Raw genomic sequence first — 12278 nt, forward strand, 5'->3', positions numbered from 1 at the left:
CACTACTTAATTGCTTTTTTTACTTCTCGCCAATCTATTATTTTAAAGTTTTGAGGCTGCTGTGGCATACGGTTATAACCATCTTGTACAACTAAAATACCCTCAGGATAACCCGGAAGAGACTTAGATGTTACTGTTAACCCGTCGGTTTCTGATGAGCCATCAATACCATTAACCAAATCACTTATTACACTAAACTTACCTGCAAACTCTAAGCTAGGTGTTTTAATGCCTTGAGTACCATTATTTATTTTATACAGTACGTAGCTGTTATCACCTTGGCTGGAAACAACTAAATAACGTGTTTTGTCGCTGTGGTAAATTTCCATACCTTCAACATCATCAACAAGTTGCTCATTTATACCTTGTAGCATAACCGGTGTACTTCCTGCCGTTGGCTCTGCACCTATAAACCAAATACCGGCATCTTCTTCGCCTACAAATAATTGTCCTAGTTCATCATCTGCACTACAGCCTTCTGGTTGGCTTGGTAGGTTAAACTCGCGAACAAGTTTGCCTGTTATTTTTTCGTTATTCTCACTGATTTTATATTGCTGATATAGCCCCGATTTATCATTTACAAATACATAGTTCCCCGTATTTGACGAGTACATACATAAGCCATAAATTTCATCAAGATTGGTATTAATATCAGCAATGTACTTCACACTATTATTAGCTTGTACTGTAAATACACTAATACCGTTAAGTGTTCGGTTACTGGCGGTTATTAATGTATTGGTACTGTTTTTAATGGTGCTATTTTGTCGCAGGTCCACGTTATTTAAACGACCAACTTCAAGTGACTGTTCAAGCTTGCCATTTAGGTTGTATACCATTAGTCCACGGCGTTTATCAGTGCCTAAAATTAAGCTGTTTGCTGCATTTTTAGGGTTAACCCAAATTGCCGGATCGTCTGCTGCATCACCAAATGCTTGAACGGGGGCCGTTTGTGCACTTGCCTTTATTTGAGTGATTGATTGAGTGTTGGTTTTTAATGGTTTTTTGATAGGTGTTACAGGTAATGTACTTTTAATATAAGCGCCTGTTTCGTCGTTATACAGCACTGCCGTTGCCGCGTTGTTACTTGTGTAATTTACCGCTACCGATTCCAAGCTCAAGTCACCATTTAACATCCAGTTATTAAGCATTTTACTAATTGGATCATAAGCATACACAGTATTGTTTTTGGTACTAGTAAACCAGATAATACCATCTTGCGAAGCTGAAATAGCTCCTAGTTCACTGTGTAACTTTCCAAAGGGGGCGACTAAAGCAATCGGTTTTTTATCTGCTTGCGATTCCGCGTTCGCGTTTATTGCCCAAATGCCTACTTCGCTTTCACTTACATATAAGGTATTTGTTGTTGTACTTACAGCACAACCCGACGCCTCACTAACGCCAGAAAATTCACGTACATTTACGTTAACCGCTTTATTATTCGCTGTATCAAAAATAATAGTTTCGGTAATTAGCCCGCGTACATCAGGTACAAATGCCGATATTGATTCACTCGCTTTATTAGCAAATAAACACACCGTATCGGGTTGTGCTTGTGGTGGGTTAATACGCGTTAGTTCAATTGTATCCCAGCCACTTTGAGTGTGCTCAAGCTTAAATATAACAACGTTATCTTGATTGTTATCAATAGTTGCAACCAAAAATGAGTGTGCTGTTAGCTTAGTGACAGCAAGCGCTTCAAAGTTACCTTTTTTTATAATGCGGCTTTGTTGCGTTTCACTTTCAACTAACACTAAGCCTTTGCTTTCGCTTGCTAGCAACCAATTGTTATTATTTAACCATGCCGCTTGTGAGCCTTGCATGTTATCTGTTGGACCAAACTCAGTACTATTAATGACTATTTTATCGGATGTGTTTTTTACTGCCGTATTTGTAGCCATATTACTATTGCTACACGCACTTAATGTACTAAGCACTAAGCTACTTACAATTAAGCTAATAGATGTTTTTAATTTAAAGTTCATGTTGTAACCCTTTATTGGTCAAAGCGCTTTTGAGTGCTGTAACGCACTTCGCCTTTATAGTTAATAGCCGTTGCTTTTAGTGCTTCATTGTTAATCGAAAAGCTCAAAAATCCTGGAGTAGCTTCTGCAAAACGCGTAAATTCACGCTGTTTTACGTAACGCGCTTCGCTACCACCACCAGATACAAAGTGGTCGAGTTTACTGCCATATATTTGGTTATGTTGCAGGTCATGTTCGTGTCCTGCTATGTATGCTTGCACACCATTTTGCTCAAATATGGGCTCGAGTAAATTACGTAAACCTTCAGTAAGTCCATAACGTTTTCCACTGCTATAAAGTGGGTGATGACCAACCACTATTTTCCATCGAGCTTGGCTATTTGAGAGTTGGCTATTTAACCATGTTAATTGCGCTTGGCTGTTTTGCCCTTGAGTTGCTTTGTATTTTTCGCGTGTTTTGTATTCAGGGTTTAAAGTATTAGTGTCTAAAAACACCATTAATATCTGCTCGCCACCTTTTAAAGTAAAGGTTTTGCTGTAATAGCGTGCAGTTAAATTCCAGCGCTGACTTTTTTTACTGTAATCAAGTTGTGCTTGCGCATTACCTAAATAATCATGATTACCCAGTACTACATACCAAGGCTCGAATGTATGTGGACCATGGTAAATATCTTCATAGGCACTTTGCCAAAGCGGGTCATTAACACTTGCCACGCCATTGGGATAAAAGTTATCGCCAGTTGAAATAGTAAAATCACCATCCGTTTGAAACATCGCTATTTCTAACTGGTGTGCTACGTCTTTTTGATAAAAGTGCCCGTTATGACCCCAATCACCAATAACCGTAAAATTTAAGCTCTTAGGCAGCACCGTCAAGTTGGCAATTTTTTGTTGCTCGTATAATACATCGGTGTACGTTACGTTTGCCAATACGCTTTGTATACTGCATAAGCCAAGTGTTATTAGCAGTAATGTTTTTTTTATCATTATAGTTCTCTCATGTTTGGCAGCGCTAAATAAAGTGATTAGCACTACCTCATAAACTTATTTAAAACGCGTAACGCAGCATAAGTTGATAAACCGGTCCCGCTTCTTCAGATTCAATTTCGTACTCATCAAAGCTTCTACTAAACTGATCTTCAACGGTATCAAATTTATTAAAGGTTTCGTCTTTACTTGCATCAAGTAGGTTTGAACCCACCAAGCGTAGCGTTACATCTTCCCAACGTTTTTCTAAAAACACTTCAAAGTCGGCACTGTAAGATGTAGTTATTTCTTCACCTACAATACGTCCATAGGCATCACCTTGCTTACGGTAAGTTACGCCAAATGCAGCTTTGAGTTCGGGTAGGTCTTGAATAAACCCAACGTTATAAACGTAGTCTGATTGGTCGTTAAATTTGCGAGTTCCAAAAAAATCGGTTACTTCACTATCAAGCCATGAGTAGTTTAAAAATACACCCGTATTAGGCATGCTAAATGCGCCAAGTGGAGTAGATAAATCAAGCTCAACTCCTTTAACATTACCATCGCCGGTGTTGCTTGGTTGCAGTACAAATGTACCTTCGCCCTCAGAGCCTTCTTGTCCTGTATTTGCTATTTCTATTAGGTCATTTACTTTGCGATAAAATAAATTAATACCTACAACGCCACTTTTTCCTAAGCGATACTCGTAGCCTAAGTCCATACCCCAAGCTGATTCTGGTTTTAATTCAGGGTTCCCTAGTTGGTCGTTATCGCCAAGCTCTTTTTCGATAAGTGCCGGCGTTAAAAAATCAAACTCAGGGCGGCGTAAACTACGCGCAATCGATGCACTTATACGCCCATTTTCGCTAACGTTATAACGAAAGTGTGCCGAGGGGAGGATAAAGTCGTAACTATTATTTTCGCTCACGCCAATTGTTTTATCATTAATTTTAGAATCGGTAGACTCCCAGCGAACGCCCAGCTCCCAAGCAAATAAATCATCTTTGTGCTTAACAAGGGCAAATAAGTCAAAGCGATCTTCTTCTAAAGTATTTACACCACCAGTAACCGCTTCGTACTCGCTATTAAATGTAGCAAGCGTTAAAGGTGTTGCTGCGTATTGCTCCCAACTGGTAAGTGCAAGTTCTAATTCGTTTTGCGATTCTAAAATTTCACTGTCGCGTTTTTTATTTTGTAAAAATGCACCAAACTGAATTTCTTTGCTGTCACCCCAAGGTTGGCTGTGTTGCCACTGTAGAGTCCATTCTTTATCATCTATTTCACTTTTAGTTTGCTCTTCTTCAAATACCATCGGCAGCTCTGAGGTATCTAATTCGACTTCTTCCTCATAAACAGACTCTTCAAACCGAGCAAAGCCAAATTTAAACTTACTTGTGCCACTTAGTAGTGGAAATTCATAAGCGGTATTGATGTTGTAATTAGTTTGGTCAATATATTTAACATTCGCATTATCTGTTTCTAAGTTACCGCCATTTACAATATCGTTATTGGTTGCAGTTGGGTCGTTGTATTCAAATGAACGTTCATCCTCAGTACGCTCTGTATCAACCCACATAGCGCTAATATTAAACTGACTATCGTCGTCAAAAACAATTTCGTAGCTGGAGTTAAGTGACGTGTCGTCGCCATCGCGAGTGTCAGATTGGTCTTCGCGGTTATCAAATTCTTCTGTTTGAAAGTTTATATTGTTTTCAGGGCTATCGCCGTAGCGCAAACTATTTTTTTGTTTTGGGTTATATCTGCCTTGTAAATTTGCACCAAGTAATAAGCGCCCACCAGCCAATTCAGTACCGTACACTGCAGCTAAGCTTTCTTTAAATTCACCATCGTCATAAAGCAAGCCACCAGCACGCAAGTAACCGCCATCTAAACTGTAACCATCGCGCAATACAATATTTAATGTGCCCGCAATAGCATCGGCTGAGCGGTTAGCACTTGATGAGCGAATTATTTCAACGCGTTCAATTAACTCAGCCGGAATTCGGTCAACAAAAAATGAACGATCGGCACCAGCGCCAGGTACTTCTTCACCGTTTATAAGCACCTTTGTATAAGCAGGGCTTAACCCCCGCATACGTGCACCATCCGATTCAAGCACATCCGATAAAAATGTAACACTGGGTACTCGTTTTAATGCATCGCCTGCGGTCAATGGTTCAAAACGTTGAAAGTACTCTTGTGAATACTCCAAGGTTGGTGCGAGTTCGTCTGAGCGGTTTCTGTAGCCAATTTCACCGTATACAACAATTTTGTCAGAAACTTCGATATCTTTTTTTTCGGTTTCTTTTGCATCATCTTCTGCATAAGCCGTCAAATTACATAAGGCTAATGCGGCTACCAGTGCTTTTATTTTAAAGTCTTTCATTGTATTTGCTCTTGGTTATTGCTGGTTTGTTTCTTGGTATGGCGAGCAAGCTAAAGATATTTGATTACGTAAATGTGACAGTGTTTAGGTTAAATACATGTATTTAGAGGTGTTTGAGCAATATATAGAGTGTATTGAGCTTTTATCACTCCTCGTAAAGTCAGGTGTTATGTACCGTGCAGGGCTGTTTTTAAAGTAGGTATCATCTCGTTGTCATATAGCTGAGCTAATATGACCCTGCTAACAAAAACTTGTATGAACTAACTTTAAAACTCATTTATAAACGAGATACCGCACATGCGATTTAACCCCTTTATCAGCCACCGATTATTAATAAACGCTATTATTGCGATGTTTTTTAGCGCTGTGTTTTTAAGTAGTTATTTAGGTGTATTAAAAACTTACGCCAGTATTCAGTGGCTCGATATTATGGGGGAGGGCGGTATTGTATTAATGACTCTTGTATGGATTACCGCGTTATTAATTTCAAGACCACCGAGTAAAGTAACCACTTACTTAGTAATAGGTGTTGGGTTATTTATGTTCTCGGCAACCCTAGATTTACTTGATGAATGGCTAATGCATCCCGCCCATCAATGGCTCAGTTGGATTGAATCTCTGCCAGCACCTTTAGGCATGTTGTTAACTAGTGTGGGTTTGTATTATTGGCATCAAGAGCAGTACGTATTAAATCGTCAGCTACGCCGCCGTGAAGCGCATTTACGTGAGTACGATAAGGTGTGTCCAATAACGGGCCTTTATAAAGCGCAGTACCTAGATTCTGCAATTAAAGAGCAACTTACGAGCAAACAACCACTCTGGCTTGGCGCGATTGATATTCGTGATTTTTCGCATTTTAATAGTGAGTTTGGCTTTAGTGAGGGCGACCGGTTACTGCGTGAAATTAGCGAGCTATTGCTAATGAATTGCCGACTAAGTGATGTAGTGTGCCGCTACGCAGGAGATTGCTTTATGGTATTGATGCCAGCCACTACAGAGCAGCAAGCTAAAGAGCTAATGGCACAAATTAAAGGAGCTCTAAAGCATTGTGCATTTAAAGTTGAAGCATCTAAAAAAGCAAAGTTTCAATATGTCACTACCGCCTTAATACAAGGTAATAAGCATAGCAGTACAGATAAACTAACAAGCCAACTGCATAGTCAATTACAACAAAAAAAGCATCAACAAAAAGTAGCGCATCGTGCACACGTTTGTTAGCCAAGACGATAAATATTTAAGTGCTCAAGGGCTTATTTCGTCAGCTGTAGAGGTTGCTCAAAGCCGAAACATAAATTTACATAAGCTGCTACGCGGTACCGGTATTTTTGAACAAGACTTACTTAATTTTCAGCATACATTTAGTGTGTCTCAGCAGGTGCGTTTATTAGCTCAATTTAAGTTGTTGATGAAAAGTACTGACAGTGGTTTTTTACTCGGTAGCCAACTTATTAACGACACGCGAGCCGAAGCTCTGGCATTAATATATAGCGATAATTTAGCTCAAGTATTAAAGCAATTATCACTTTTAAGAATGCAATTAGCGCCTTTGCTGTTTAGCCAAACATATATTAAAAACGATAATGTTTATATTTACATTCAGCCAGCACATGGGCTTGATGAAAGCCTTTACCACTATGTGCTAGAGATATACAGCACGGCATTTTATAGTTTACTTAAACGAGTGAGCGAAAGTTATCCGCATTGTCAGTTCGACTTTGCTTTTAAACGCCCTCGGCATATTCAAGAGTACGAACAAAATTTAGGGCTAAAGGTAAGTTTTGATAAGCCATGTACTCGCTGGGTATTAAATAAAACCATGTTAAGGGCTAAAAACCCGCATGCGAGTGAATTACGATTTATGCAAGCGCAGTCGCAGCTACATAATAAAAGCGTAGTTAGCATGACTTTTATTGAAGCCGTTTGCAGATACTTATACTCTCACCCAAGTGCTAATTTAGAGTGTACCGCGAAGCACTTTGCTATGAGTTCAGCTACATTTAAGCGCAGGCTCAAACTCAATGGGGTACGCTTTTCAGCGTTAATAGATGAGCAAAATAAGCACAAAGCTATTTACCTACTTACTCTGTGCGCTAAACATAACGAACAAGTCGCTGAGCATTTAGCTTTTTACGATATACCTAACTTTCGGCGCGCTTTTAAACGCTGGACAGGCTTAACACCTAATCAGCTAAAAGCGCAATAAGTTACTCAGTTGCCATGTCTATGAAGTGCAACAATGTTCGTGCCTTTAAATGTAGGTTTGGATCTTCTGGATTTGACGTATTAGTCAGCCAAATTACATTGCCTTCTTTATTTACAAACAATGTAGTAGGTGTGCCTCGTATATCTAATTGCTGTGCTATTGCATCGGCTTTTACAGCTGTTTTAAAAGTATAACCTCTTTCGCTAAGTGCTTTAGCGGGAGTAGCATCGTCATCTTCTTTAAAGCTCACGGCAATAACTTTTAAGCCCATATCATCAATTTTTTGAAGTGCTGGCTGTAGCTTTTTACAGTACGGGCACCACGTTGCCCAAAAGTGTAAAACGTAAGGTTGACCTAATAAATCTTGAGTGTTGAGTGGCGACCCATCAGCCATTTGTAAATTTAATGTAGGCAATTTAGGATATGTTGCTTCTGAGCTTGTATCTTGTGCGTAAGCTGTAAAGCTTAATAAAATTAGCGTGATGGTAATAAATAGCTGTTTCATAATATGCTCTTTTTTATTTTACATATCAAACAAGAACGATAATTTAACATTTTTATTTCAAACTAAAAGCCAGCAGCTTGCTCAACAACAATAGCGTGGCGTTTAGCGAGGCGTAGGTGATCTCTATCGTAACCTCCACCTATCACAGTAGCTACAGGTGTATTGTGTTCAAGGCAGCGTTTTAATACTAAATGGTCACGTTTAGCTATGCCATCCCAGCTAATATCTAACTTACCCAAGCCATCACCCTGCCAAATATCAACGCCAGCATCGTAAAGTACTAAGCTTGGGTTTAGCTCTTTAAGTAAATAACTTAGTGTTTCGTCAACTATGGCAAGGTATTCGTCGTCCTTCATATTATTTGCCAGGCCAATGTCTAAATCGCTAGCGGACTTTCTAAAGGGGAAGTTTTTTTCACAATGGATAGAGCAGGTATACGCATAGGGTTGATGCTGTAACATTGCAGCAGTGCCATCACCTTGGTGCACGTCTAAATCAAAAATAAGTACGTTAGTTACCTCACCCGATTTAATTAAAGTTTGCGTGGTAAAGGCCAAATCGTTAACCATACAAAAACCTGAACCAAAGTCATTATGTGCGTGATGTGTACCACCAGCAAGATGACACGCTATACCGTGTTTAAGTGCTAAGCGGGCTGTTTGAAGCGTTCCTTGAGGGGCTGTAAATGTACGTGCCATAAGCTCTTTTGACCAAGGTAGACCAATGCGACGCATTGCTTTTTCATCTAAGCGGTTGTGCCATAAATCTTGGATATAATTATCGCAATGCACAAGCTCAAGGGGCTCTGGCGTGCCTAATATTGGCTCAACTAGGTTACTGCCGATTAAACCAAGCTCTGCAACATGTTGATATAAATGTGCAAATTTACTCATTACAAAGCGATGCTTAGGATCAAAGCTAAACGAGTAGTTAGGATGGTATACCAAAGGTAAATGAGGATTTAAGCGCATATTTACAAGCTTTATAAAGTTTGCGCTATGGTAATCAACTTAAGAGAATGAGTCTATTGTGAGTCATTAATAAGTGACGCTAATTCGCGATGCAGTAGCTCATCATCGGCTAAGTTTAGCTCTATTAAACGCTTTAAATAAGTAATACTGTCTATATCAATGTGATGGCATTTTAAACCAATATGATCGGCTTCAATATGGCAAATCACTACTTCCATTTTTATTTCTATATCGCTTTGAGGCAATGTAAAACGCAGTATTGCTTGCGTATTGTGGCTGCCAATAAATGCATCACAATTAGTAACCAACGCGCCATGTAACGACAGATCGAGTAATTTACACGGATACTGTTGGCTATCAAAACATAACAGAGCGTTAGTTGAAAATAGCACACGAGAAAACTGTCGACGATTTTGCATAACCTAATTTAGCCTTACTGTTTTTTATAATAAATTAAGCATAGCGGGTAATTCTCTACATGCTAGCAAGATGTGCTCCTGTAATGCTGGTGGCATAAAAAAGCCCTGCAAAGTGCAGGGCTTAAGTTATACAAACATAAAATTAACCAATATTTTTAGCCAATTTTTTTGTACTTAATACGTTTAGGTTGAGTTGCCTCAGCGCCTAGGGTCTTTTTAAGCCACTCTTCATATTCAGTGTAGTTACCATCAAAGAAGTTAATTTGACCTTCATCACGGTAATCTAAAATATGTGTAGCAATACGGTCAAGGAACCAACGGTCATGCGAGATACACATTACACAACCAGGGAACTCTAAAATAGCGTTCTCCAGTGCACGTAGTGTTTCAACGTCCAAGTCATTGGTTGGCTCATCGAGTAGTAACACATTGCCGCCAGCTTTTAATAACTTAGCAAGGTGTAAGCGGTTACGCTCACCACCTGATAGGTCTTTAACAAACTTTTGCTGATCGTTACCTTTAAAGTTAAAGCGACTTACATATGCTCGGCTTGGGAACTCAAAGTTACCAATTTTCAGTACGTCTTGTCCGTCTGATATTTCTTGGAAAACAGTTTTGCTTTCGTCCATACCGTCGCGGAACTGATCAACGGTCGCAAGGTGTACTGTTTCGCCAACGCTGATGTTACCGCTGTCTTGCGTTTGCTCACCGCTTATCATTTTAAACAGCGTTGATTTACCCGCGCCATTCGCGCCAATAATGCCCACAATGGCACCTTTTGGCATGCTAAAGCTTAAGTCATCAATTAAAACGCGATCGCCAAAACTCTTACGAAGATTAGTTACTTCAAGTACTTGGTCACCTAAACGCGGACCAGGTGGAATAAACATCTCGTTAGTTTCGTTACGTTTTTGGTAATCAGACTGCTGCATTTCAGTAAACTGAGCCATACGTGCTTTTGACTTAGCTTGACGACCTTTAGGGTTTGAACGAACCCATTCAAGTTCTTGCGCAATTGATTTTTGACGTGCTTTTTCAGATTTTTGTTCTTGCTGTAAGCGCGCATCTTTTTGTTCAAGCCAAGAAGAGTAATTACCTTCCCATGGAATACCTTCACCACGGTCAAGCTCTAATATCCAGCCAGCTACATTATCAAGGAAGTAACGGTCATGCGTTACTGCCACAACAGTGCCTTCGTAATCGTGTAAGAAGCGCTCTAACCATGCAACCGACTCTGCATCTAAGTGGTTAGTAGGCTCATCAAGAATAAGCATGTCTGGTTTTTCAAGTAATAATCGACATATAGCAACACGACGACGCTCACCACCTGAAAGGTGCTCAATTTTAGCATCCCACTCTGGCAGGCGAAGTGCATCAGCTGCGCGTTCTAAAACGTTGTCGATGTTATGACCATCGTGCGCTTGAATAACAGCTTCAAGCTCGCCTTGCTCTTTTGCAAGTGCGTCAAAGTCAGCGTCTTCCATGGCGTATTCGTTATACACTTCGTCAAGACGTTTAAGTGCGTGTTTAACTTCGCCAACAGCTTCTTCAACAGTTTCACGTACTGTTTTACTTTCGTCTAAAACAGGTTCTTGCGGTAAATAGCCAATTTTAGTACCAGGCTGAGGATGTGCATCACCTTCAAAATCTTGGTCAACACCGGCCATAATACGTAGTAACGTAGATTTACCAGAACCGTTTAAACCAAGCACACCAATTTTAGCGCCAGGAAAAAAGTGCAACGAAATATCTTTTAAGATAGTGCGCTTAGGTGGCACAACCTTAGATACTCGACTCATCGAGAATATAAATTTATCAGGTAAAACCATGGAGGAAAGCCTTCAAATAATAATAAAAATTTCAATGTTGTATTGTAGTGGCTGACGGGTGAAACAGTCAACGAATGCTGTATAGAACAATGCACTTACCTAAGCGGTACTTTGTTTTGATTGCTCGTTAAAAACACTGCTATTACAGGATTTCTATTGTGTAAAATTCTGTAATCTATTGTTTTATATTGTTCAAATACATTCCATTTTTAACAAAAGTGGTACAGTATATTTACAAACTGTAAAGTATAAGCAAGTTATATAGGCAGGCCACACTTAGTTTGTTGTTAAACATCACATTATTAAATATTACAAAGGTTTAAAGGAATGAACATGAAAATAGTTACAAAGTTAGGGGCATTACTTTTAGGTTTATACTCATTTTCGAGCCAAGCAGACATACTCCACGTAAATGGTTATTACCAAGGAATAGGGATAGGGTCTACGCAAATTGATGTATACGAGAGTGATAGCATACAGTTTACAACGCTTTATGGCCGGTTTGGATATCAGTTTTCGCGTTACTTTGCATTAGAAGGGCGTATAGGTTTTGGGTTAAATGATGAGTCAATGCCTCTAAACGGAATTGTTTACACTCAGAACCCACAGGACGGCTCGCTTAGTTCAGAATTCATTAAGAGCGAAATCGATTCAAGCCTTGATTTGCAAACAAGTATATTTGTAAAAGCTAATTATCCAATTTCATCTCGAGCTGATGTGTTTTTATTTGGTGGCTATGGTAGAAATAAATTAAGTTACAATGAAGGCGACTTAAAAAACCTTGCAGAATCAATAACTGGTACAGATACAAATTCTACGCTAATAACTGAGCAAAACTACGATGAAGGCGGCGTAACGTACGGAACTGGCGTTGACTTTAGGCTAACTCAACGCTGGCAAGTAAGTGCTGAATACCAATATTTTGATACAAATGAAGGCGATATTTACGCTCTTAATTTATCTGTAAATTATCGTTTTTAATTATAATAGCGCTACTGATTTTAGTAGCGCTGTT

Annotated in this window: 10 protein-coding genes; 3 read left to right on the forward strand and 7 right to left on the reverse strand. The window is 39.4% G+C overall.

Going from position 1 to position 12278, the window contains the following annotated elements:
• Positions 1-2 precede the first annotated feature (2 nt).
• From H5115_RS06010 to H5115_RS06020, 3 genes are all read right to left on the reverse strand, one after another.
• Positions 3-1985, reverse strand: coding sequence for a phytase (locus H5115_RS06010; RefSeq protein ID WP_182754207.1), 1983 nt, complete (start codon positions 1983-1985; stop codon positions 3-5).
• 11 nt (positions 1986-1996) lie between these two features.
• Entirely contained in the window at positions 1997-2971 is a 975-nt protein-coding gene (locus tag H5115_RS06015; RefSeq protein ID WP_182754210.1) for a metallophosphoesterase, read from the reverse strand.
• A gap of 61 nt (positions 2972-3032) precedes the next feature.
• Entirely contained in the window at positions 3033-5336 is a 2304-nt protein-coding gene (locus tag H5115_RS06020) for a TonB-dependent siderophore receptor (RefSeq protein ID WP_182754213.1), read from the reverse strand.
• Between the two features lie 297 nt (positions 5337-5633).
• Here H5115_RS06020 and H5115_RS06025 point away from each other — a divergent pair, with 297 nt between their 5' ends.
• On the forward strand, positions 5634-6554 hold the full coding sequence (locus tag H5115_RS06025) for a GGDEF domain-containing protein (protein WP_182754216.1): 921 nt from the start codon (positions 5634-5636) through the stop codon (positions 6552-6554).
• On the forward strand, positions 6538-7539 hold the full coding sequence (locus H5115_RS06030) for an AraC family transcriptional regulator (RefSeq protein WP_182754219.1): 1002 nt from the start codon (positions 6538-6540) through the stop codon (positions 7537-7539). Before H5115_RS06025 ends, H5115_RS06030 begins: the two co-directional genes overlap by 17 nt.
• Position 7540: 1 nt before the next feature.
• On the opposite strand, the gene H5115_RS06035 is transcribed toward H5115_RS06030, so the two are convergent.
• From H5115_RS06035 to ettA, 4 genes are all read right to left on the reverse strand, one after another.
• Positions 7541-8044, reverse strand: coding sequence for a TlpA disulfide reductase family protein (locus H5115_RS06035; RefSeq protein ID WP_182754222.1), 504 nt, complete (start codon positions 8042-8044; stop codon positions 7541-7543).
• A 62-nt stretch (positions 8045-8106) separates the two neighbouring features.
• Entirely contained in the window at positions 8107-9015 is a 909-nt protein-coding gene (locus H5115_RS06040) for a histone deacetylase (protein ID WP_138489502.1), read from the reverse strand.
• Between the two features lie 53 nt (positions 9016-9068).
• Complete coding sequence (locus H5115_RS06045; RefSeq protein WP_002958114.1) at positions 9069-9434, reverse strand: PilZ domain-containing protein; 366 nt, start codon at positions 9432-9434, stop codon at positions 9069-9071.
• Positions 9435-9589: 155 nt separating this feature from the next.
• A complete protein-coding gene (gene ettA, locus H5115_RS06050) occupies positions 9590-11263 on the reverse strand; it encodes an energy-dependent translational throttle protein EttA (protein ID WP_024596550.1) in 1674 nt (557 codons plus the stop codon).
• Between the two features lie 333 nt (positions 11264-11596).
• Between ettA and H5115_RS06055 the strand changes: the two genes are divergently transcribed.
• Complete coding sequence (locus tag H5115_RS06055; RefSeq protein WP_182754225.1) at positions 11597-12244, forward strand: porin family protein; 648 nt, start codon at positions 11597-11599, stop codon at positions 12242-12244.
• The last annotated feature ends 34 nt before the right edge of the window (positions 12245-12278 follow it).

Source organism: Pseudoalteromonas sp. SR44-2 (assembly GCF_014163745.1).
Classification (GTDB): domain Bacteria; phylum Pseudomonadota; class Gammaproteobacteria; order Enterobacterales; family Alteromonadaceae; genus Pseudoalteromonas; species Pseudoalteromonas distincta.